20 protein-coding genes and 1 pseudogene are annotated in these 21129 nt (G+C 75.1%); 10 read left to right on the top strand and 11 right to left on the bottom strand.

The window, feature by feature from the left end; translation table 11 throughout:
• Positions 1 to 108: 108 nt before the first annotated feature.
• Entirely contained in the window at positions 109 to 1677 is a 1569-nt protein-coding gene (locus AMIR_RS18940) for a S8 family peptidase (protein ID WP_015802565.1), read from the bottom strand.
• Positions 1678 to 2259: 582 nt separating this feature from the next.
• On the opposite strand from AMIR_RS18940, the gene AMIR_RS18945 reads away from it, so the two are divergent.
• From AMIR_RS18945 to AMIR_RS41995, 4 genes are all read left to right on the top strand, one after another.
• The gene (locus AMIR_RS18945; RefSeq protein ID WP_015802566.1) at positions 2260 to 2691 is read left to right on the top strand and encodes a winged helix-turn-helix transcriptional regulator; all 432 of its coding nucleotides are present in this window, start codon (positions 2260 to 2262) and stop codon (positions 2689 to 2691) included.
• A 262-nt stretch (positions 2692 to 2953) separates the two neighbouring features.
• A complete protein-coding gene (locus AMIR_RS18950; protein ID WP_015802567.1) occupies positions 2954 to 4705 on the top strand; it encodes a 1-deoxy-D-xylulose-5-phosphate synthase in 1752 nt (583 codons plus the stop codon).
• Positions 4702 to 5694 carry a terpene synthase family protein gene (locus AMIR_RS40395; protein ID WP_015802568.1) on the top strand — a complete coding sequence of 331 codons (993 nt, stop codon included), beginning with the start codon at positions 4702 to 4704 and terminating at the stop codon, positions 5692 to 5694. The genes AMIR_RS18950 and AMIR_RS40395 overlap by 4 nt, the downstream gene beginning before the upstream one ends.
• Before the next feature lie 120 nt (positions 5695 to 5814).
• On the top strand, positions 5815 to 6462 hold the full coding sequence (locus tag AMIR_RS41995) for a hypothetical protein (protein WP_015802569.1): 648 nt from the start codon (positions 5815 to 5817) through the stop codon (positions 6460 to 6462).
• Positions 6463 to 6630: 168 nt separating this feature from the next.
• Here the strand turns inward: AMIR_RS41995 and AMIR_RS43075 are convergent.
• Positions 6631 to 6903, bottom strand: a pseudogene (locus AMIR_RS43075) (NAD(P)-binding domain-containing protein); the annotation flags it as partial.
• An 84-nt stretch (positions 6904 to 6987) separates the two neighbouring features.
• On the opposite strand from AMIR_RS43075, the gene AMIR_RS18965 reads away from it, so the two are divergent.
• Both AMIR_RS18965 and AMIR_RS18970 read left to right on the top strand, forming a co-directional pair.
• Complete coding sequence (locus tag AMIR_RS18965) at positions 6988 to 7413, top strand: RrF2 family transcriptional regulator (protein WP_015802570.1); 426 nt, start codon at positions 6988 to 6990, stop codon at positions 7411 to 7413.
• A gap of 13 nt (positions 7414 to 7426) precedes the next feature.
• Positions 7427 to 8650: a globin domain-containing protein gene (locus tag AMIR_RS18970; RefSeq protein ID WP_015802571.1), complete on the top strand. Its 1224-nt coding sequence runs from the start codon at positions 7427 to 7429 to the stop codon at positions 8648 to 8650.
• A gap of 199 nt (positions 8651 to 8849) precedes the next feature.
• Here the strand turns inward: AMIR_RS18970 and AMIR_RS18975 are convergent, their stop codons facing one another.
• The 5 genes from AMIR_RS18975 to AMIR_RS18995 form a co-directional block, all read right to left on the bottom strand.
• Complete coding sequence (locus AMIR_RS18975) at positions 8850 to 9854, bottom strand: ArsR/SmtB family transcription factor (protein WP_015802572.1); 1005 nt, start codon at positions 9852 to 9854, stop codon at positions 8850 to 8852.
• Positions 9855 to 10125: 271 nt separating this feature from the next.
• Positions 10126 to 10548, bottom strand: a complete 423-nt coding sequence (locus tag AMIR_RS18980) for a roadblock/LC7 domain-containing protein (protein ID WP_015802573.1) — start codon at positions 10546 to 10548, stop codon at positions 10126 to 10128.
• Entirely contained in the window at positions 10545 to 10913 is a 369-nt protein-coding gene (locus tag AMIR_RS18985) for a hypothetical protein (RefSeq protein ID WP_015802574.1), read from the bottom strand. The genes AMIR_RS18980 and AMIR_RS18985 overlap by 4 nt, the downstream gene beginning before the upstream one ends.
• 188 nt (positions 10914 to 11101) lie before the next feature.
• Positions 11102 to 12580, bottom strand: a complete 1479-nt coding sequence (gene crtI, locus AMIR_RS18990; protein WP_015802575.1) for a phytoene desaturase family protein — start codon at positions 12578 to 12580, stop codon at positions 11102 to 11104.
• Positions 12581 to 12699: 119 nt separating this feature from the next.
• Positions 12700 to 13785 (bottom strand): polyprenyl synthetase family protein, encoded by a 1086-nt coding sequence (locus AMIR_RS18995; RefSeq protein ID WP_015802576.1) that lies wholly within the window; start codon positions 13783 to 13785, stop codon positions 12700 to 12702.
• 170 nt (positions 13786 to 13955) lie between these two features.
• Here AMIR_RS18995 and AMIR_RS19000 point away from each other — a divergent pair, with 170 nt between their 5' ends.
• Together AMIR_RS19000 and AMIR_RS19005 are read left to right on the top strand one after the other, a co-directional pair.
• Positions 13956 to 14888: a phytoene/squalene synthase family protein gene (locus AMIR_RS19000; protein WP_015802577.1), complete on the top strand. Its 933-nt coding sequence runs from the start codon at positions 13956 to 13958 to the stop codon at positions 14886 to 14888.
• Positions 14889 to 15006: 118 nt separating this feature from the next.
• Positions 15007 to 15984, top strand: a complete 978-nt coding sequence (locus AMIR_RS19005) for a DUF5914 domain-containing protein (RefSeq protein WP_015802578.1) — start codon at positions 15007 to 15009, stop codon at positions 15982 to 15984.
• Between the two features lie 108 nt (positions 15985 to 16092).
• On the opposite strand, the gene AMIR_RS19010 is transcribed toward AMIR_RS19005, so the two are convergent.
• From AMIR_RS19010 to AMIR_RS19025, 4 genes are read right to left on the bottom strand one after another with little or no spacing between them, the layout of a single operon-like run.
• Entirely contained in the window at positions 16093 to 17664 is a 1572-nt protein-coding gene (locus tag AMIR_RS19010; RefSeq protein WP_015802579.1) for an FAD-dependent oxidoreductase, read from the bottom strand.
• A complete protein-coding gene (locus AMIR_RS19015; RefSeq protein WP_015802580.1) occupies positions 17661 to 18353 on the bottom strand; it encodes a class I SAM-dependent methyltransferase in 693 nt (230 codons plus the stop codon). The genes AMIR_RS19010 and AMIR_RS19015 overlap by 4 nt, the downstream gene beginning before the upstream one ends.
• A complete protein-coding gene (locus AMIR_RS19020) occupies positions 18343 to 18669 on the bottom strand; it encodes a lycopene cyclase domain-containing protein (protein WP_015802581.1) in 327 nt (108 codons plus the stop codon). Before AMIR_RS19020 ends, AMIR_RS19015 begins: the two co-directional genes overlap by 11 nt.
• The gene (locus AMIR_RS19025) at positions 18666 to 19013 is read right to left on the bottom strand and encodes a lycopene cyclase domain-containing protein (RefSeq protein ID WP_015802582.1); all 348 of its coding nucleotides are present in this window, start codon (positions 19011 to 19013) and stop codon (positions 18666 to 18668) included. Before AMIR_RS19025 ends, AMIR_RS19020 begins: the two co-directional genes overlap by 4 nt.
• 275 nt (positions 19014 to 19288) lie before the next feature.
• Here AMIR_RS19025 and AMIR_RS19030 point away from each other — a divergent pair, with 275 nt between their 5' ends.
• Both AMIR_RS19030 and AMIR_RS19035 read left to right on the top strand, forming a co-directional pair.
• A complete protein-coding gene (locus AMIR_RS19030; protein ID WP_015802583.1) occupies positions 19289 to 19960 on the top strand; it encodes a TetR/AcrR family transcriptional regulator in 672 nt (223 codons plus the stop codon).
• The gene (locus tag AMIR_RS19035) at positions 19957 to 21093 is read left to right on the top strand and encodes an FAD-dependent oxidoreductase (RefSeq protein ID WP_015802584.1); all 1137 of its coding nucleotides are present in this window, start codon (positions 19957 to 19959) and stop codon (positions 21091 to 21093) included. The genes AMIR_RS19030 and AMIR_RS19035 overlap by 4 nt, the downstream gene beginning before the upstream one ends.
• Positions 21094 to 21129 lie beyond the last annotated feature (36 nt).

The following is a 21129-nucleotide window of genomic DNA, read 5'->3' on the forward strand; positions in this document are numbered from 1 at the left end:
GCGCCTGTTCCGGCGCGAGGCGGGCCAGTGCGCGCTGTCCCGCCAGCGCCCCGGTCAGGCGCTCACCGAGCTTCAGGGGTGCGGCGCCGTCGCGCGGCGCCGGTGGGGTCAGTCGAGCGCGTACCCGAGGACGCCCTCGACGGTCTGCCCCTCGCAGTTCGGGTCGCGGCTGTCCATGTGGTCGCCGCTCTCCCGGATCAGGCAGCGGTGCACCGGGTGGGCGCCCGCGACGCGCTCGGCGTGGGCGTAGCCGAGCAGGCCGACCCGCTCCAGGCCCTCGCAGTCGGCGCGCAGCGAGGTCATGTGGTCCCAGCCGCCGACCTTGCACTGGTAGAGCGGCCGGGTGCCGGGCAGGCGGGCGGTGACGAGCCTGCCGAGGCTGCCCTCCGCGCCGTACCCGGACGGCAGGCCCGCGCTCGCGCTGACGTGGTCGGGCTGCCGCCAGGCCCGGACCAGGTCGACCTCCTGCGGGGCGCCCGCGGTGGAGGCCGTGGACAGCAGCCGGTTGGGCGTGCCGTTGAGCGCGCCGCCGACCCTGCCGTTCTGGGCCGTCGCGGCGAGCGCGGCCAGCACCGCCTGCGGCGTGGCCCCTGGGTTCGCGGCCAGGTGCAGCGCGGCGGCCCCGGCGACGTGCGGGGCGGCCATGGAGGTGCCGGTCTCCTCGCGGGAGGCGGTGTCGTCGGCGGCGGACGCCGAGCGGATCGCGGTGCCGGGGGCGAACAGGTCGGCGCAGCCGCCGAAGTTCGAGTAGTCCGCTCGCCGGTCGGCCCGGTCGGTGGCGGCGACCGCGATCACCTCGGGCAGCAGGGCGGGCGTGGCCGAGCAGGCGTTGCGGTTGTCGTTGCCCGCCGACACCACGTAGGTGATGCCGGAGGCGGCGGAGTTGCGGATCGCCTGCTCCAGCGGGGCGCTCTGCGCGGACGTGGCGCCGCCGAAGCTCAGGTTCGCCACGGCCGGGCGGACCGCGTTGGCGGTGACCCACTCGACGCCGTTGAGCGCGGTCTCGTAGGTGGTGCCGTTGGCGCAGTCCAGGACCCGCACGGCGATGAGCTGGACGCCCTTGGCGACGCCGTGCCCGGCGCCGCCGACGGTGCCCGCGACGTGCGTGCCGTGGCCCGCGCAGTCCTGGCCGCTGCCGTCGACCAGGTCGGCGCCCCAGCTGGCCCGGCCGCCGAAGTCGGCGTGCGTGGTGCGGATGCCGCTGTCGACGACGTAGACGCGCACGCCCGCGCCGTCCGCGCGGTGGTTGTAGACCTCGTCCAGCGGCAGGTCGGGCTGGTCGACGCGGTCCAGGCCCCACGAGGGCGGCTCGAACTGGGCGTCGTGCGCCTTGAGCCTGCCGTTGGCGGTGACCGAGGCGACGGCGGGGTCGGCGGCCAGGCGCTTGGCCTGCTCCGCGTCCGCCTTGACCGCGAACCCGCGCAGCGACCTGCTCCAGGTGGAGGTGACGTCCCCGCCGTGCGCGGCGGCCAGCGACGCGGCGAGCGCGGCGGTGGACGCGTGGCCCGCGGAGCCCCCCTGGTCCTTCAGCACGACGAGGTAGCTGTCCGGCACGACCTCGTCCCCGGCGGGCGGGGGCTCCCCGTTCCGGGTCTGGGCGGTGGCGGGGGCGAATGCCCCCAGCACCAGCGCAACTCCGCCCAGCGCGGCTGCGAAACCGGTCGACGCGCGTCTCACTCGCTGTTCCTCTTCCCTTGGCGATCTCGGGCGGGGACAGGGTTTCAGCAGGTGCGCGGGTTGCGAGCGGGGTGGCGGCGGGCAATGCGGGAACCCGCAGCGGAAATGAGCGGGAACCGGGTGAAAAAATTGTTCGGAGGCGCACTGGTGCGGATTTCCTCACCGCATTTTCGCGCATTTGCGGGTGGGGCGGGGCGTGGGGGCGGCCGGTGGTCCGGCGACGCACGGGGAGCGCTGACCTACGGCACAGACCCGGCGGCGAGGGCTGGTGGCGGGGCCTGGTGGCGGGGGTGATCGCGCTGGCGGTCGCGGGGGGAGGTGGGGTCGTCCACGCGGCCTCGGGGTCGTCGGAGGGCTCGTCGGCGATCGGGCAGGCGCCCGGTGGGAGCGCGGGCGGGTTCGGCGCAGGACCTGGCGGCCGGGGACGAGAGCACGGTCGTGGCCACCACCTCGGGCGACAACGCCACCGCCACCCGCGTCTCGGAGCAGGCCGCGCGGTGGCCCAGGGCCGCTTCCGGGGCCGTTCGACGATCTTCACCTGCTAGGTTGGCTCTTCGGACCGAGCGCGCAGGGAGCCGCCCCATGAGCAGCCGGGAGTGTTCGATCGCCAACGCGCTCGGGGTGGTCGGCGAGCGGTGGACGCTGCTGGCGCTGCGCGAGGTGATGATCGGCTTCCGCCGGTTCGACCAGATCGTGCGCAACACCGGGGTGAGCCGCGACGTGCTGGCCGCGCGGCTGCGCAAGCTGGTGGCGGCGGGCGTGCTGGAGCGCAGGCGCTACGAGGACCACCCGCCGCGCTACGAGTACGCCCTGACCGACTCGGGCCGGGCGCTGCAACCGGTGCTCCAGGCCCTGATGGAGTGGGGCGACCGCTTCGTGACCCCCGGCCCACCGCCCGCGGTCTGGCAGCACCGCTGCGGCCACGACCTGGAGGTGCGCCCGGTGTGCTCGCACTGCGGCGAGGAGGTGGCGTTCACCGGCGTCCGGCCGCGCCGGGTGGGCGTGGTGCGCTGAGCCATCGGCGCGCCCTCCCCGGTCCCACCGGGCGCTCCACCCGCCCCGCCGCGGAGCACGTCACCCGACGCGCTCCGCCGCCCCCTCCCCCACTCGCGTGCCACCACTCCGGGTGGTCCCCGCCCCACGGCCGCCTGACCGGCGAACACCCCCGGTTGCCGCCCCGCATCGGGTGAGGCACGTTCGACTCACCCTCTCCCCCTCCCCACGGGCCAGCGGGTACCCCGCCCGCGTCGTCACCGACCCGTTGAGGAGTGGCCGCATGTCCGACACCACGACCAGGCCGCCCCAACCGGCGCCGGGCGGCTCCTTCGACCTGCGCGCCCTCCCGCCCGACGAGCTGCCGGGCCTCGCGCACCGCCTGCGGGCGCTGCTGGTGCACTCGGTCAGCCGCACCGGCGGTCACCTCGGCCCGAACCTGGGCGTGGTGGAGCTGACGCTCGCGCTGCACCGGGTCTTCCGCTCCCCCACCGACCGCCTGGTGTTCGACACCGGCCACCAGACCTACGTGCACAAGATGCTCACCGGCCGCGCCGACCTGTTCGGCGGGCTGCGCCGCGCGGGCGGGCTGTCCGGGTACCCGAGCCGCGCCGAGTCGCCGCACGACCTGGTCGAGAACTCGCACACCTCCACCGCCCTGTCCTACGCGGACGGGCTGGCCCGCGCGGCCCGCTCGCGCGGGGAGGAGCGGCACGTGGTGGCCGTGGTCGGGGACGGGGCGCTGACCGGCGGCATGGCGTGGGAGGCGCTCAACAGCATCGCCGTGAGCGACCTGCCGGTCGTGGTGGTGCTCAACGACAACGGCCGCTCGCACGGGCCGACGGCGGGCGCGGTCGGGCGGCACCTGGCGGCGCTGCGCCGGGGCACGGCGGTGTCGTCGGTGTTCGCGGACCTGGGCGTGCGCTACCTGGGGCCGGTCGACGGCCACGACATCGCCGAGCTGGAGGCCGCGCTCACCTCGGCCCGCGAGTACCGGGGCCCGGTGGTGGTGCACTGCCTGACCCGGAAGGGCTTCGGGCACGCCCCCGCCGAGCAGGACGAGTCCGACCACATGCACGCGATCGCCCCGCCGTCGATGCCGGGCGGTCCGGAGTGGACGGCCGTGCTCGGCGAGCACCTGGTGGCGCTGGGCGAGACCCGCCCGGACCTGTTCTGCCTGACCGCGGCGATGGTGGAGCAGACGGGCCTGGGCCCGTTCGCCCGCCGCTTCCCCGACCGGGTGCTCGACACCGGCATCGCCGAGCAGCACGCGGTGACCTGCGCGGCAGGGCTGGCGATGGGCGGGCTGCGGCCGGTGGTGGCGCTGTCGTCGACGTTCCTGCCGCGCGCGCTCGACCAGGTGCTGATGGACGTGGCGCTGCACCGGCTGCCGGTGGCGCTGGTGCTGGGCCGGGCCGGGATCACCGGCGAGGACGGGCCGAGCCAGCACGGCGCGTGGGACCTGGCGCTGCTGCGCGGCGTGCCGGGGCTGCGGGTGGCCGCGCCGCGCGACGCGACCCGGTTGCGGGAGCTGCTGGAGCAGGCCGTCGACCGGGACGGGCCGACCGCGCTGCGCTTCCCGCAGGGGCCGGTGGGGGTGGACCTGGACGCGGTGTCGCGGGTGGGCGGGGTGGAGGTGCTGCACAGCGCCTCGCGGCGGGACGCGCTGCTGGTGACCGTGGGGAGCCTGGCCGCGCAGGGCGTGGCGGCGGCGGTCGGGCTGGGCGGGCAGGGCATCGGGGTGACGGTGTGCGATCCGGGGTGGGTGCTGCCGGTGGACCCGTCGCTGATCGCGCTGGCCGCCGAGCACCGGGTGGTGGTGTGCGCGGAGGACGGGGTGCGCGCGGGCGGGGTCGGGGATGCGGTCGCGGCGGCGCTGCGCGAGGCGGGGCTGAGCCGCCGGGTGCGGGTGCTCGGGCTGCCGTCGGAGTTCCTGGCGCACGGGTCCCGGTCGGACATCCTGCGGCTGCACGGCCTGGACGCGGCGGGCATCGCCGAGGGCGTGGAGCGCTTCCTGGACAGGAGCGCGGCATGAGCGGCTTCTACTGCCCCGTCGAACCGGCGATCAACCCGCACGTGGGGGTGACCGAGGCGCGGGCCGTCGAGTGGCTGGACCGGGTGGGGCTGGGCGCGGACCCGAGGCTGCGGGAGGAGGTGGTGCGGCTCAACGTCGCCGAGTTCTTCGCCCGCGCCGCCCCGGAGGCCGACGACGAGCCGATGCAGGTGGCGGTGCGGTGGGCGTGCTGGGCGCACCTGTTCCTGCGCGAGCGGGGTGGCGACGAGGACTTCATGACCACGGCGGGCGAGGTGCAGCGGGCGCTGGAGGTGCCGTGGCACGCGGTCGCCGAGGACCGGTTCGCGCTGGCGCTCCAGGACATCGCGCTGGCCATGCACGGCTGCGCGACCGGCCAGCAGGCGCGGAGGTTCGCGGACGCGCACCGGGCGTGGCTGTTCACGGCGGCGTGGCAGGCGTCGCTGGACTCGATGGGGCTCGCGCCGAGCCTGGACGACCACGTGATGATGCGGCTCAACGCGGCGTCGGGCGCGCCGACGGCGGCGCTGCTGGAGATCGCGGTCGGCGAGGAGGTGCCCGCGCACGAGGCCGACTCGCCGCCGGTGCGGGCGCTGGGCGAGATGGCGGTCCTGGTGACCGGGTGGGACACGGACCTGCACACCGGGTGCGGGGTGGTGGAGGTGCTGGCCGAGCAGGGCAGGACGACGGTGGAGCGGGCGACCGAGCAGGCGCGGGCGATGCGGGACCGGGTGCTGACGCGGTTCCTGGACCTGCGGGAGCAGGTGCTGATCGGGCCGGTGAGCGAGGCGCTGCGCGGGTACCTGGGGAGCTTGGGGCACGCGATCCGGGGCAACATCGACTGGGCGCTGGGGGCGCCGAGGTTCGTGGGCTTCACGGAGGCCCCGGCCGTGCCGGGGCAGCGGGGTCGGGAGTGGGCGGACAGCCCCGCGGACGCCGATCCGTCGCCGTTGCCGATCGCGGCGATCGCTTGGTGGTGGGACGACATGTGAGCGGGGGGCGGGGGCGGCGTTCGGGGCGCCGCCCCCGCCCGCGGCAGGATCGGGTGATCCAGGCGGCCGTCACCGGTCGTCCGATGGCCGGAACCGCGCGGGCGTGGCAGCTTGAGGGGCATGACGCTGGAGCACGCGGGGAGCCACTACGGGGTGCAGTACGTCTACAACGTGGACGCCGAGTTGTGGCAGGTCGAGTTGTGCGAGGCGATGCCGGTGCCCAAGGCCGACCGGCACCTGCTGGGGGCGGCGTTCGCCACCGCGATCGTGTCCGACGCCGATCCCCGGCACGAGGCCGTGGTGCGGTTCGAGGCCGGGGTTCGGGAGGCCATCCCGTTCGCGGTGCTGAGCTGGTACCTGGAGGCGGTCACCGCCGAGGTGGAGCGGTGTCGGGCGGTGCTGGCCGAGCAGGGGGTTCGGCGAGCCATCCCCCGGCAGGACCACGTCGGCGGGCGGCGGGTGGGCGCCGGGAAGAGCGCGGGTAGGAGTGGGGCCCCGAAGGGCGGCACCGGCAAGGCGGGCAGCGGGCACAGCGGTTCGGTGAAGTCCAGCGGTTCGGTGAAGTCCAGCGGTTCGGTGAAGTCCAGCGGCACGGGCGCCGGCGCGCCTGCCGCCGACACCGGCAAGACCGGTGACAGCGCGCCCGCCGAGCAGATGACCGGCGTCGAGCTGGTCAGCGCCGCCAAGGCGGGGATCGACGCGGCCAAGGCGGGCGCCAGGACGTCCGGCGGGGCCGACGCCGGACGCCCCGGCGCTCACGTGCGGTAGGCCCGCACCACCGCCGCCACGTCCACCGACCCGTCCCCCTCGGCGGCGTCGGCGAACAACCCGTGCAGCGCCGCCATCAGCCGCCCGTCCGTGCCCCCCGGCCTCCAGCGCCTCCAGCGCCTCCAGCGCCTCCAGGATCAGCGCGCTGTCCTCGACCGCCCCGTCGCGCGCCGACGGCAGCGCGGCCGACATGACCTGGACGGTGGCGTCGGCGTCGAACAGCGTCGTCAGCACGACGCCCGCGCCCGCGACGGCTTCGGCGGCACTGGACGCGACGCGCGCCCCGTCATCGGCCAGCGGCCGGGACTTGGCCGGGTCCCGGTTCCACACGCGCACCCGCACCGCGAAGCGGTGCGAGACCACAAGTTGCCGCACCACAGCACCACGCCGCAGCTCAACTGGTGTTGCCCTTCCGATTCCGAGCCGCCCGTCACCCCCCACCGGACCACCTGACCGAAGTGCCTGCCCGTGACCCGGGCCATAAAAGAGGTATCCCAGATACCTCTTATCGATAGGCTATGGATCATGCACCTCAGCAAGGCCACCGACATCGCCCTGCGCGTGCTGATGCTCGCTGCGGCCAAGGACGCCCAGCTCACCGTGGACGACCTCGCGACGAGCATGAACGTGCCGCGCAACCACGTGGCCAAGGTGGTCCAGCGCCTCCAGAAGGAAGGCCTGGTCACCACGGCGCGGGGGCGCAACGGCGGGGTCTCGGTCCCGCCGGGCGCGAGGGGGGTGTCGGCCGGTCACGTGGTGCGCCGGTTCGAGGGCGAGGACGAGGTCGTGGACTGCGAGCAGGGACCCTGCCCGCTGCACCGCGCGTGCCTGCTGCGCGGCGCGCTGCGCACGGCCCGCGAGGCGTTCTTCGCCTCGCTGGACACCGTGCTGCTGCGCGACCTGATCGCCCCGCCCACGGGCCCGGTCCTGCTGTCGCTGACGAGGGAATGAGGGGAACCACGCCATGTTGTCCGCACAGTCGCGGGAGATCGTCACGGCCACCCTGCCGGTGGTCCGGGAGCACGTGGTCGCGATCGCGACCCGCTTCTACGGCCGGATGCTCGGGGAGAACCCCGAGCTGCTGAACGTGTTCAACCGGGGGAACCAGGCCAGCGGCGAGCAGCGGAAAGCGCTTGCCGGATCGGTGGTGGCGTACGCCGCGCACCTGGTCGGCCAGGGCCAGGAGATCCCGCTCGACGCGGTGATCAGCCGCATCGCGCACAAGCACGTGTCGCTGGGCATCACGCCCGAGCAGTACACGATCGTCGGCCGCTACCTGATGGGCGCGGTGAAGGAGGTGCTCGGCGAGGCGGTCACGCCGGAGGTCGCGGCGGCCTGGGACGAGGTGTACTGGCTGTTCGCGGTCAAGCTGATCGCGATCGAGACCCGCATGTACCAGGACCTGCACGCGGACCCGGGGCGGATCTACGCGCCGTGGGTGGTCACCGGGCGGGTCGAGGAGGCCGAGGACGCGGTGTCGCTGCTGCTGGCCCCGGAGTCCGGGCCGGTGCCGCACCACCTGGCGGGCCAGTACGTCACGGTCGCGCTGGAGATGGCCGACGGCGTGCGGCAGGGCAGGCAGTACACCGTGTCGCGGGCGGCGGGGCACGAGGCGCTGCGGATCACCGTCCGCCGGGTGCGCGGCACGGACGGCACCCCGGACGGCGAGGTGTCCACGCTGCTGACCACCACGACGAAGGTCGGCGACCAGGTGTGGGTGACCCCGCCCGTGGGCGACATCGCGCTCGCCGAGGGCGCCGGACCGGTCGTGCTGGCCAGCGCGGGCATCGGCGTCACGCCGATGATGGCGATGCTGGAGCACCTGGCCGAGCGCTCCCCGGACCGCCCGGTCGCGTTCGTGCACGCCGACCGCTCCCCCGCCAGGCACGCGCTCGCGCAGGAGGCCCAGCGGCTCGGCGGCAGGCTGGAGTCGTTCACCAGCACGCTGTTCTACGAGCAGGACGCCCCGGAGGGCGCGCGCGCCGGACTGGTCGACCCGGACGCGGTGCCCGCCTACCCGGACGCGGACTTCTACCTGTGCGGCCCGCTGCCGTTCATGCGGGACGTGCGCACCTCGCTGCTGAGGCGCGGGGTCGACACCGGGCGCATCCGCTTCGAGGTGTTCGGCTCGGACCTGTGGACCAGCGGCGCCGACCGCCTGCCCGTTCCCGAGCAGGCCGCCAGCTAGCTCTCCAGCACCACCGCAGGAGCCGGGGACGTCCTGCACCAGGGGCGTTCGGACAGCCCGGCTCCCGTGCTGCGCAGCAGTGCGAGACCCCCGACTGCCGCACCTCGGCACTCCGGTGGACCCCACCTGGTGCGGCCCTTCCGCCTGCCCGCGCCGATCTTGCCGTGAGCAGGGCGTTTCCCGACTCGGCACGACCGCCTCAGCGCACCACCGGCGTCTCCAGCAGCCCCAGCCCGAGCAGGGTCGGGGTGTGCAGCACGTGCTGGCCGTCCCTGCGGGTGTCGACCAGCCCGGCCGAGCGCAGCACCGCCGCGTGCCTGCTGACCGCGGCGGCCGAGGTGGACAGCCGCCGCGCGAGCTGCGTGGTGGTCAGCCCGCCGCCCCCGGCGATCTCCAGCAGCACCGCGGCCCGCGTGGGCCCCATCAGCGCGGCCAGCCCGCCGCGCGTCTCGGCCACCAGCCCTTCCCAGCCCGCCGTCTTGTCCACCGGGTGGATGAGCGTGGGCGGCAGGTCGGGGTCGGCCAGCGTGATGGGCTGGCGGTCGCAGAAGAACGACGGCACCAGCACCAGGCCCCGGCCGTTGAGGTGCAGGTCGCGGTCCACGCCGTACTCGACCTCCAGCACCGGTGGGCGCCAGCGCGCCCACGGCAGGGTCTCGAACAGCCCCTCGACGCCGCGCTCGGCCAGCACCCTGGTGCGGCGGGCGGCGTCGGCGGAGACCACGGAGCGCACCGCGCCGTCGTGCGGGGTGATCACGGCGTCCCGGTAGGACCGGAGCACGGCGGCCAGCGAGCCGAGCGCCTCGGGCCTGCCCTCGGCCACCGGCAGGAACCGCGCGGGGACGGGCGACTCCTGCGCGAGCTTGGTCATCTCGGCGCGCAACCGGCGGTGCGGGGTGGCCCGGATCGCCTCCAGCCCGGCCTCGAACCCGCCGCCGGTGCCGGTGGGGGTGAGGAAGTCCGGGAAGTACGGGCCCTTCGGGGCGAGCACGGACAGCAGCCGCGCGCCCGCGCGGGCGGGTGCGGCGCGGTCCGGGTCGGTGAGGACGGTCCGCTTCCAGGCGCCGAAGAGGTGCTCGTTGTCGCGGTAGCGGTAGTTCAGCCGGAAGCCGCTGAGCACGACCTCCCACAGCGGGTCGCTGTCCCCCGCGACCCTCGTCCTCGCCAGGTCGAGCATCGTGAAGTGGATGCGCAGCGACCGCACAGCTCGAACCTCCCCCGTCCCGGACTCCGCGACCATGCTTACCGAGATGCGGGAGGGCTGTCCACGTCGGGGGCGCGCGCCGTCCGCCGTCCTGCGGGAAGACAGGGGTGGGGGACGTGCCGGACGTGGGACGTGCGGCGGGAGGGATCGCGGGTCGGGCCGCCAGCGCAGCTGGCGGCCCGTGCACCCGGACGAGCCGGAACCGCCGCGCCCCGCGACGGGGGCGCCGTTCCGGCCCTGGTGGAGGGGAGCCCCTCCGGGTCGGCCTGGATCAGTAGGCCTCGGGCGACAGGATGATGTTCATCGCCCGCTTGGCCGCGACCGTGAAGCGGCCGAGGGCCACCCCCGGCGACCCCATCAGGAGCAGCAGGAGCGTCCCGCTGAGGGGCAGGACCGCGATGCAGCCCCGCTCCCCCTCCAGCAGCACGCCCTGGAGGCGGCCGAGCTTGGACACCTCGATGAACCGGAACCCGATTCCCGCCGCCGCCGCGGCCATGGCCGCGGCGTGGGCGGCCATCTGGTCCGCTTCCGGGGTGTCCGCCTCCGTGTCGAGCGCCAGGACGATGCCGTCGCGGCTGGTGGCGATGGCGCTCTCGATGCCTTCGATCTCCCGGCGGACCCGCCCGAGCAGCTCCGCGAGAACCGCGGGGTCGCTCAGGTGGATCTGCATCCGGTTGCCGCCGGGCCGCGTCATACGATCAGGGCCTGGTCGACCCGGCGCAGGTGGTGGCGCGCCAGGGCGAGGTTCGCCCGTGTGCGGTCGAGCACCAGGTAGAGGAACAGTCTGCTGCCCTTGGCCTCCGGCAGGGGCCGGATGATGTGGTACTGCCGCTGCAGCGTGATCAGGATGTCCTCGATGGTGTCGTCGAGCTGCAGCGAGGCGATCGTCCGGAGCTTCGCCCGGATCACCTCGGTGTTGCCCGCACCCGCAGCCTCAAGGTCGAGCAGCGCGTTCCCGCCCTGCTGACCGAGGGTCATGCCGCTGTCGTAGTCGACCAGCGACACGCCGACGGCGCCTTCCACAGCCATCGCCTCGCGCAACGCCTCGTCGATGTTCACCCTCGGACCTCCACACTTGGATTCATTCCCGATCTGCCACGCAGAGTACCTAGGGTGACGGCCGTTTCGCCTACAGAACAGGGCCATAAAGCCATCGATCAGGTGAGAATCGTTACTAACAGAAAACTTATGATTGCTCTCCTCACTCTTACGAGCCGGAAATATCACTACAAAGAGTGCTCAGGCCGTTACTGCGGGGCCCGCAGACGGGCCGCCGCCAGCCGACCGGAAATCACCACTGGCGGAATTCCGACACCAGGGGTGGTCCCACTTCCGGCGAGCACCACATTGCCGCTGCGGCGCGGCAGGTTGCGCTGCCGGAACGGCCCGGTCTGCAGGAACGTGTGCGCCGCCGAGAACGGCGTCCCGGCGGGCTGGCCGCCGCGCGCCCAGTCGTCCGGGGTGCTCAGCGACAGCAGCTCCACGTCCGAGGCCGCGCCCACGAGCTTGCGCTTGACGACCTCCTCCACCAGCTCCTCCGCGTACCGGGGGCCGAGCACGTCCCAGCGCAGCGGCGCGCGGTCCAGGTTCGGGCAGGGCGCCAGCAGGTAGTGCAGGTGCCTGCCCTCCGGCGCGAGGCTCGGGTCGGTGAGGGTGGGCGTCGTGAGCAGCAGCGACGGGTCGGACATGAGCTTGCCGTCGCGCACGATCTCGTCGAACGTGCCGTTCCAGGCGTTCCCGAACGAGATGGTGTGGTGCGCCAGGTCCTCCGTGACCACGTCGGCCGCCAGGTGCGCGACCACCGCCGACGGCGACCAGCGCGTGGGCACCGGGCGGCGCGGCACGTCCGCCAGCAGCTCGGCGCTGAGCACGGGCCCCGCGGCCAGCACGACCGCGTCGCACGGGAGCCGCTCGCCCTCGGTGACCACGGCGGTCACCCGCCCGCCCGCGCGCTCCAGGCGCAGCGCGGCCGTGCCGTAGTGGAACCGGACCCCGGCGCCCTCGGCGGCGTCCGCCATGGCCTGCGGCACCGCGCGCATCCCGCCGCGCGGGAACGACACGCCCGCGATGGTGTCCATGTAGGCGATGACGCCGTACGCGCCGAGCGCCCGCCGGGGCGCGACGCCCGCGTACAGCGCCTGGAAGGTGAACGCCCTGCGCAGCCGCTCGTCGCCCAGGTGCTTGCCCACTCCGCGCTCCAGCGAGGAGAACCCGCCGAGCGCGGCCAGCCGCACCAGGTCCGGGCCGACCAGGTCGAGCGGGGAGTCGAAGTTCGCCCCGATGAACCGGTCGCGCTCCACCTCGTAGAGCTTGCCCAGCCAGTCCCGCAGCCTCAGGTAGCCGTCGGCCTCGGCGGGACCGGCGAAGTCGGTGATCGACCGGTGCATGGCCTCGGCCTCGGTGTGCACGTCCAGGCTCGTGCCGTCGGCGAAGCGCGCCCGGTACGCCGGGTGCAGCGGCAGCAGCTCCACCAGCTCGTCGAGCTTGCGACCGACCGCGCCGAGCGCCTCGTCGATCAGCTCGGGCATGGTCAGCACGGTCGGTCCGGGGTCGATCCGGTAGCCCGACACGTCCAGCCTGCCCGCCAGACCGCCGGGGTGCGCCAGGCGCTCCACCACGGTCACCTCGTGCCCGGCGCCCCGCAGGTGCAGCGCCGCGGACAACCCCGCGAGTCCCGCGCCGACCACGACGACCCGGTCGGTGCGACCCCTGACCACGGCGACCATCAGACCTCTTCCCGCTCACCCCGGCCGCGCGTGCGGCGACCGGGAACCGCTGTTGACTGGAAAAACCCGAGCCCCGGCCGATCCCGTCCGACCACGCCGGACCGGACCGACCCGCCGCGCTAGCTGCGCCGGTCGGTCGCCCGGCCCGCCATGCGCAGCAGCGCCGACCTGGCCTCGGGGCGCACCGGCGCGTCGTCCAGGGCCCGCACCGCGCTCGCCGCCAGCGCGGTGATCTTGCTCTCGACGGTGGCCACCGCGCCGGTCTCCACCAGCACCGCCTCCACCGCCCGGTAGTTCACCGGCCGCCGCTCCAGGCAGTCGCGCAGCAGCTCCGCCGCCGCGTCGTCCCCGGCACTGCGGGCAAGGCCCAGCGCGATCGACATCAGCGGGGTGCGCTTGCCCTCGCGCAGGTCGTCGCCCACCGGCTTGCCGGTCACGCCGGGGTCGCCGAACACGCCGAGCAGGTCGTCGCGCAGCTGGAACGCCACGCCGATGTCCCGGCCGAACGAGCGCAGCGCCTCCACCAGCTCCGGCCCGGCGCCCGCCATGGCCGCGCCCAGGTGCAGCGGGCGCTCGACGGTGTAGGCGGCGGTCTTGAGCGCCGCGACCCGCAGCGCCTGCTCCAGCGACTCCTCGCGACGGGCGCCCGCCAGCAGGTCGAGGTGCTGCCCGGCCATCATCTCCACCCGCATCGCCTGCCAGGCCACCCACGCCCGCGACAGCGCGGCGGGCTCCAGCCCGGCGGTGACGATCGCGTCGTCCGACCACGCCAGCGCCAGGTCGCCGACCAGCACCGCGGCGCAGTCGCCGTAGTGCTTCGGGTCGCCGGACCAGCGCAGCCTGCGGTGCCGCGCGGCGAACGCGACGTGCGCGGCGGCCCGACCCCTGCGGGTGGTGGAGCGGTCCATCACGTCGTCGTGCACCAGCGCGCACACCTGCAGCAGCTCCAGCGCGACCAGCGCGCGCACCACGGCGTCCGACTCGGGACCGGTCTCCGCGCCACCGGCCGCGAGCCACCCGCACCAGGCGAAGATCGGCCGGACCCGTTTGCCGAGGACGGACAGCTCGCTGATCTCCCCGACCAGCTCGGGGGCGAGACCGGCGTCGGGGCGCGCCGCGAAGAACTCCTCCAGCGCGGCGTCCAGGCGCGGGACGACCGCCTCGGCGGAGACACCCTCCGGTCGGGTGCGGTGGGCAAGGGTCATGGCGCGCCTCCTGGGACGGGGGCCTGTGGTGGGTTGGGATGAGCTAAGCAGCGCCCCCAGCGCCCCGCACAACGAACGCCGCCGTTGTGCGGGGGACACCACAGCGCCCTAGCGTGATGCGCACCATCGCCCGCCAGGCGCTCCACCCCGCGGAAGGACCCGTCCCCACCATGTCCGTCGACCGAGAACTCGACGCCGCCGACGTGCGAGACCCGCTGCTGCGCGACGCCTACCGGCGCTGCCGGGAGCTGAACGCCGAGCACGGGCGCACCTACTACCTGGCGACCCGGCTGCTCCAGCGCGAGCAGCGGCCCGCCGTGCACGCCCTCTACGGCTTCGCCCGCTGGGCCGACGACGTGGTGGACGAGGTGCACGACGGCCGCACCGCGCGCGAGCGGGCGGCAGGACTGTCCGAAGTGGACCGGGCGCTGACGGCGGGGCTGGACGCGGGGCGCAGCGAGCACCCGGTGGTGGCGGCCGTGGTGGACACCGCCCGCCGCTACGACATCGACCGCGCCCACTTCACCGACTTCCTGCGCTCGATGCGGATGGACCTGACCGTCGCCGACTACGCGACCTACGACGACCTCGCCGAGTACGTGCACGGCTCGGCCGCCGTGATCGGCCTGCAGGTGCTGCCGGTGCTGGGCACGGTCGTGCCGCGCGCCGAGGCGGAACCGGCGGCGGCGGCGCTGGGCGTGGCGTTCCAGCTGACCAACTTCCTGCGCGACGTCGGCGAGGACCTGGACCGGGGGCGGGTGTACCTGCCGCTGGACGAGCTGGCCGCGTTCGGCGTGGACCGGGAGCTGCTGGAGTGGGCGCGGCGGCGCGACCGCACCGACCCGAGGGTGCGCAAGGCGCTGGCGCACCAGGTCGCGCGGGCCCGGTCGGTGTACCGGCGGGCGGAGCCGGGGATCGCGATGCTGGCGCCGCGCTCGCGGCCGTGCGTGGCGACCGCGTACCGGCTGTACGGGCGCATCCTGGACCTGATCGAGGACGCGGACTACGACGTGCTGTCCCGGCGGGTCGTGGTGTCCACCGGGCGGCGGCTGGCGATCGCGCTGCCCGCGCTGGCCAAGGCGGCGATGGCGCGGTCGGCCTGAAGGGGTCGAAGGACCTGAAGCGCCCGCGAGACCCGGCGTTCCCGCGGGACCCGAAGTGCGGGCAAGACCTGAAGTGCCCGTGAGACCTGGAAGTCAGCCCGACCTGGAGGAGGTGCCGATGCCCTACCGGATGCCGCTGCGCCGCTTCAGCGCGCGCCCGTGGCCCGAGCAGGAGCCGACCTGGCGCGACGCGAAGCCCGCGCTGATCGAGGCCGCGCTCAAGCGGGCCACCGCCCGCCCGTCCGGCAACTGGTACGTGGTGGGCGCGAGCAGCGAGATCACCGCGGACCGCCCGTTCGGCCGGTCGATCGGCGGGACCGAGGTGGTGCTGTGGCGCGGAGAGGACGGCGAACTGCTGGCCGGACCGGGGTCCTGCCCGCACCTGGGCGCGCCGCTGTGCGACGGGGCGGTGCACGCGGGCAAGGTGGTGTGCCGCTGGCACGGCCTGGCGCTGGGCGGGAGGAAGTTCGGCGGCTGGAGCCCGTTCCCCGCGCACGACGACGGCGTGCTGGTGTGGGTGCGGCTGGACGCGCTCGGCGGCGAGGAGCCGCTGCCGGAGCCGGTGCTGCCGGAGCGCCCGCCCGCGCCGTTCGTGGACGCGGTCGCGACGCTGGTGGGGCGCTGCGAGCCGGACGACGTGATCGCGAACCGGCTGGACCCGTGGCACGGCGCGTGGTTCCACCCGTACTCGTTCGCGAACCTGTCCGTGCTGGAGACGCCGACCGAGGAGCAGGACCGGTTCCTGGTCGAGGTGACGTTCAAGGTCGCGGGCAAGGTCGGGGTGCCGGTGATCGCCGCGTTCACCTGCCCGGAGCCCAGGACGATCGTGATGCACATCGTGGAGGGCGAGGGGGCGGGCAGCGTCGTGGAGACGCACGCGACGCCGTTGTCGCCCGGCCTGGACGGCGCGGCCCGCACCGCCGTGGTGGAGGCGACGATCGCGCACTCGGCCCGGCCGGGGTTCGGGCTGGCGCGCACGGTGGCGCCGGTGATCCGGCCGCTGATGCGCATGGCCGCCGCCCGGTTGTGGCGCGACGACCTCGACTACGCGGAGCGGCGCTACGCGTTGCGCAGCAAGGGTTTGTTCCCCGGCTGAGCCGGGAGCGGCGGCGGGCGGAAAGGGCTTTCCCCCACCGGGGGAAGCCCTTTCCGCGCACCTGGGCGGGCGCTGGGTCCCGCCGCGCCGGTCCCGCAGCGCGTCCCGTCAGGCCGTGTGCAGCACCGGTCGGACCGCGTCGTCCTCGCCCGGCCCCGGACTGCGCCCCCACTTCCTGGCCACGCGCCGCAGCACCGGTCCGCGCCCGCGCAGCGGCACCGTCCACAGCTCCTGCCCGGCGATCCCCCACCGCTCCAGCAGCAAATTCGCGGCGGCGAACCCGGTGGTGGCGGCCCGCTCCATCAGCGCCACCGGCAGGTCGATGCGCACCAGGTCCCCGGCCAGCACGAGGAAGTCGTCCGGGGTGCGCACGCCCGGCCTGCGCGCGAACCCGCCCGGCGGGAACAGCGGGCAGTCCGCGCGCAGCTCGTGCCGCTCGTCCACCACCCGCGCCTCCCGCGTCTCCGGGTACACCACCCGCAGCTGCTCCAGCAGCCCCCGCCGCGCGCTCTCCTCGTCGACGCCGGCCGGCAGCGAGTAGCCGTGCAGCTCCACGACGGACCCGCCGGTGCGCGCCGCCCACGCCCGCGCCTCGTGCTCGTAGGCGTTGAGCACCGTCACGTTGTCCAGCGCCCCGTACCCGCTGGTGCCCAGGAACCCCGGCCGGTCCGGCCACACCGGCCGGTCCAGCCAGTACCGGGACACCAGGAACGGCGGCGCGCTCTCCAGCGCGGCCACCCGGTCGCGCCACTTCGCGCTGCCGAGCCGGGACCCGGACACCACCGACTTGAGCCCGCCCACGTCCAGCGCCAGCACCACCGCGTCCGCGTGCAGCTCCTCGCCGCCCGCGCGCACGGTGAACCGGCGCGGCCCGCCCGGTCGCACCGACTCGACCGCGCACCCGGTGCGGACCTCGCCGCCGCGCGCGGTGATCCGGCGGGCCAGCGGGTCCCACAACCCGTGCGGGAACGGGTCGGCGGCCACGTCGAACAGCAGGCCCTCGGCCGAGCCGAGGAAGTAGATGTGGAACATCGTCGCCAGCTCCGCCGCCGACATCCGGTTGGGGTGGGCGAAGAAGCTGCGGGAGAACACCTCGAACGCCAGCGCGTGCGCGGCCTCCGGGAAGCGCAGGCGCTCCAGGTAGCTCGCCGCGTCCAGGTGGTCCAGCTCGTGGTAGGTGCGCGGCACCGACACGTCCAGCAGCGGCAGCGCGGCCCGCGCGTCCACGCCGGGAAGGTCGCGCCAGCGGAACGTGGGGCTGCGCAGCAGGAACCCGGCGGCGTTCCACGGCGTGCTGCGCGGCAGCCCGGCGAAGCCCTCGCGGTGCCCGCCCGCGTGCCACAGCGGGTAGTCCGGCATCGCGACCAGCGCGGACCCGGTCGGGTCGACCCGGCCCAGCAGCGAGCGCAGGTTGTAGTACTGCCGGAAGAACGCGTGGAACCCGCGCGTCATCGTGACCCGGCTGCCGTCCGCCAGCTCGGTCGGCCAGCCGCCGACCCGGCCGCCGAGGTGGTCCTCCCGCTCGCACACCACCACCCGCACGCCGCGCTCGGACAGCACCGTGGCCGCCGACAGCCCGGCGATGCCGCCGCCCACCACGACGACCACGGGCGGGTCACCGGCCGCGACCGCCGTGCCGCGCGGGCCGGGGATCCTGCGCGCCCTTCGGTCCCGCGTCACGCCCGCACGCCCCGGAAGGTGTGCGCGATCCCCCGCTGCCAGCCGCCCGCGGTGCTGCTGGAGACGGCGGTGAACCCGGTGCGGCGCAAGCGGTCCCGGAACCGGCCCGCCCCGTCGAAGCGCAGCGCGCTGCGCCACAGGTAGGTGTAGAGCTTCGGGTCGCGGGTGACCACCGCGCCCGCGGGGATGATCACCGACCAGCACACCGCCGTCCACACCGCGGCGCCCGCCCACGAGTCGCGCACCGAGTAGTCGTGGGCGACGAACGCCGCGTCCGGCTTGAGCAGGTCGTGCACGGCGCGCAGCACCGGGTCCGGGTCGGCGAGGTTGCGCACCAGGTAGGCCGCGAACACCCCGTCGAACGGGCCCTCCTCGGCCAGGTCCTCGGCGCGGGCGCCCACGAACCGCACCGTCTCCGGCCAGTCCTTGGCCCGCGCCCGCGCGATCATGCCCGCCGAGGCGTCCACCCCGGTGATCTCCGCCTCGGGCGCGACCGACAGCAGCGCCGCCGTGGACGCGCCCGTGCCGCAGCCCAGGTCGAGCAGCCGCGCCCCCCTGCCGCGATCGGGGATCCGCAACTTCGCGGCGGCCTGCCGCAGGTCCCGGTGGTAGCCGGGGTTCATCCCGACCAGGCCGTCGTAACCGCGCGCCGCCGCGTCGAACGCGACCGGCACCTGATCAACGCGCATCCGCGTGCTCCGTTTTCCTCGCGCGGGCCCGCTCCCACAGCAGGAGCGTGACCGTGACCATCGAGAAGCCGAACAGGAAGTCCTCGACCGGGATGTCCCAGGGGAAGCGCAGACCGCTGGCCGCCCAGTCGGCGTAGACCACGATCGGCGCGTCGAGCTTGGTGAGCCAGCCGTCCACCGGGACCTGGAACCCGAGGACGACCGCCATGGTGATCCAGTAGGCGCGCTTGCGGAACAGGCCGGTGCGCAGCACCAGCAGCTCCAGCAGCACGGTCAGCGGCACCGAGGCCGCCGAGGCGATCAGGTACTCCCTCACCGCACCGCCTCCAGCTCGCGCCGCCGCCCGCCGAGCAGGGCGGCCGTGCCCCGCACCGCCTCGTAGGTGAGCACGGAGCAGAGCGGGATGACGACGAAGAACAGCAGCTCTTCCACCGGCACCCCGCCGGGCAGGACGACGCCGGTGGTGAAGCGGGTGTTGAAGTCCCAGTGGCCGCGCGCGATGGCGACCAGGTCCCAGACCCCGAACACCACGACGACCGGGCAGATCGCCCGGACCAGGTCGCCCGCCCTGCGGTACACGCCCCGGCCCAGCGCTTCCAGGGGCGCGGTGACCAGCAGGCAGGTGAGCAGGACGAGCAGGTAGTGCCAGCGGTCCTCCATCGGCCGACCTCCCGGATCTCGGTGGGAACCCCAACCGTATGGCCGGGCGGCGGGGGCCGCACGGCAACCGGGGCTGGTCCGTCCTTTGTGGACGTTCGCGGTCCGGCGGGCCGCAGTGGTGCGGCCCGAGGCCGGTTCCGGGGCCCCGGACCGCCGGGCCACGACACCCCGACCGCCCGTGCGACCGCGCGACCGCGCGACCGCGCGACCGCAGTGTCGACGAACACGTTCGTCACGTACTTGTTCGCAACGAACATGTTCGTCATACTTCCCCCATGACCCCACGCCCGAGCCGCCGGGAGCGCCCGGCCAAGCCGGCACTCACCCGTGACGGCATCATCGCCACCGCCGTCGGCGTCCTGCGCGCCGAAGGGCTCGACAAGGTCACCATGCGCAGGCTCGCCGCCGAGCTGGACACCGGCCCCGCCTCGCTCTACGTCTACGTCCGCAACACCGGCGAGCTGCACGCCGCCGTGCTCGACACCCTGCTCGGCGAGGTCGACCGCCCCGCTGCCACCGGCCCCTGGCTCGACCGGCTCACCGGCCTGCTGTCCTCCTACACCCGCGTCCTGTTCGCGCACCCCGGCCTCGCCCGGTCCGCGCTGGTCAGCCGCCCGCACGGGCCGAACTACGTCGCGCTGGTCGACGCGGTCCTCGGCCTGCTGCACGAGGGCGGCGTGCCCGTGGACCGGGCCGCTTGGGCGCTCGACGTGCTGCTGCAGCTGGCCACCGCCACGGCGGCCGAGCACTCCGAGCCCGGCGCCGACGACGCCGAGCAGTGGGCCGCGCTGTCCGAGGTCGTGCGCACCGCCGACCCCACCACCCACCCGCACATCGCCCGAGCGGGCGACCACCTGCTCTCCGGCACCGGGCCCGACCGCCTCACCTGGGCGTTCGCCGCGCTGGTCGCCGGAGCCGCGCACACCCCCAGGGAGAGCACGCCATGACCGAGCACCACCGGATCACCGTCCTCGGCGCGGGCCTCGGCGGCCTGGCGCTGGCCGCCGTGCTGCGCCGCAACGGCGTCGAGGTCACCGTCCACGACCTGGACGCCTCCCCCACCGCGCGGGACCAGGGCGGGATGCTCGACATGCACGAGGACTCCGGGCAGGTCGCGCTGCGGGCGGCGGGCGCGTTCGACGCCTTCCGCGCGGCGGTCCACGAGGGCGGCGACGCGACCCGCGTGCTGGACCGGCACGGGGTCGCGCGCCTGAGCGAGGACGGCGGCGGCGAACGCCCCGAGATCGCGCGCGGCGACCTGCGGCGCGTCCTGCTGGACGCGGCGGGCGGCGACGTGCGGTGGGGCTCGAAGGCCGTGGCGGTCCACCCGCTCGCGGGCGGGCGGCACCGGGTGGTGCTCGCCGACGGCCACGAGCTGACCACCGACCTGCTGGTCGGCGCGGACGGCGCGTGGTCGCGGGTCCGCCCGCTGCTGTCCCCGGCGGTCCCGGAGTACACCGGGGTGTCGTTCGTGGAGCTGACCCTGCCGGACGTCGCGGAGCGGCACCCGGAGACCGCCGAGCTGGCGGGCCCCGGCGGGATGTTCGCGCTGGGCGACGAGCGCGGCTTCCTCGCGCACCGGGACGGCGCGGGCGCGCTGCACGCGTACGCGGCGCTGCGGATCGGCCCGGACTGGCTGGGCTCGATCGACTTCACCGACGTCGAGGCCGCCAGGTCCGAGCTGCTGCGGCACTTCGCCGACTGGCACCCGGCCCTGCGCGCGCTGATCACCGAGGCGCCCGCGCCGCTGGTCCCGAGGCCGATCAACGCCCTGCCGCGGGGCCACCGCTGGCCGCGCACCCCCGGCGTCACCCTCCTCGGCGACGCGGCGCACGTGATGTCGCCGTTCGCGGGCGAGGGCGCGAACCTGGCGATGCTGGACGGGGCGGAGCTGGGCGCGGCGCTGCTCGCCCACCCCGGCGACGTCGAGACGGCGCTCGCGGCCTACGAGGCGGCGATGTTCCCCCGCGCCGAGGCCGCGGCGGCGATGTCGGCGGCCGGCCTGGAGGCGTGCTTCGAACCCTCGGGCCCGGACGCGCTGGTCACGATGATGCGGGGCTTCGCCGGGACCCCGGCCTGAGAACGCCCCCGGACCCCGCGCACTGGCACGGGGTCC

This window comes from Actinosynnema mirum DSM 43827 (genome assembly GCF_000023245.1).
GTDB lineage: Bacteria > Actinomycetota > Actinomycetes > Mycobacteriales > Pseudonocardiaceae > Actinosynnema > Actinosynnema mirum.

Coding starts and splice junctions, on each gene's coding strand:
- AMIR_RS18950 (WP_015802567.1), top strand. CDS start 2,954: ATGTCCGACACCACGACCAGGCCGCCCCAACCGGCGCCGGGCGGCTCC.
- crtI (WP_015802575.1), bottom strand. CDS start 12,580: ATGGTCGCCGTGGTCAGGGGTCGCACCGACCGGGTCGTCGTGGTCGGC.
- AMIR_RS41995 (WP_015802569.1), top strand. CDS start 5,815: ATGACGCTGGAGCACGCGGGGAGCCACTACGGGGTGCAGTACGTCTAC.
- AMIR_RS19035 (WP_015802584.1), top strand. CDS start 19,957: ATGACCGAGCACCACCGGATCACCGTCCTCGGCGCGGGCCTCGGCGGC.
- AMIR_RS18965 (WP_015802570.1), top strand. CDS start 6,988: ATGCACCTCAGCAAGGCCACCGACATCGCCCTGCGCGTGCTGATGCTC.
- AMIR_RS19025 (WP_015802582.1), bottom strand. CDS start 19,013: ATGGAGGACCGCTGGCACTACCTGCTCGTCCTGCTCACCTGCCTGCTG.
- AMIR_RS18995 (WP_015802576.1), bottom strand. CDS start 13,785: ATGACCCTTGCCCACCGCACCCGACCGGAGGGTGTCTCCGCCGAGGCG.
- AMIR_RS18970 (WP_015802571.1), top strand. CDS start 7,427: ATGTTGTCCGCACAGTCGCGGGAGATCGTCACGGCCACCCTGCCGGTG.
- AMIR_RS19030 (WP_015802583.1), top strand. CDS start 19,289: ATGACCCCACGCCCGAGCCGCCGGGAGCGCCCGGCCAAGCCGGCACTC.
- AMIR_RS40395 (WP_015802568.1), top strand. CDS start 4,702: ATGAGCGGCTTCTACTGCCCCGTCGAACCGGCGATCAACCCGCACGTG.
- AMIR_RS19005 (WP_015802578.1), top strand. CDS start 15,007: ATGCCCTACCGGATGCCGCTGCGCCGCTTCAGCGCGCGCCCGTGGCCC.
- AMIR_RS18945 (WP_015802566.1), top strand. CDS start 2,260: ATGAGCAGCCGGGAGTGTTCGATCGCCAACGCGCTCGGGGTGGTCGGC.
- AMIR_RS19000 (WP_015802577.1), top strand. CDS start 13,956: ATGTCCGTCGACCGAGAACTCGACGCCGCCGACGTGCGAGACCCGCTG.
- AMIR_RS18980 (WP_015802573.1), bottom strand. CDS start 10,548: ATGACGCGGCCCGGCGGCAACCGGATGCAGATCCACCTGAGCGACCCC.
- AMIR_RS19015 (WP_015802580.1), bottom strand. CDS start 18,353: ATGCGCGTTGATCAGGTGCCGGTCGCGTTCGACGCGGCGGCGCGCGGT.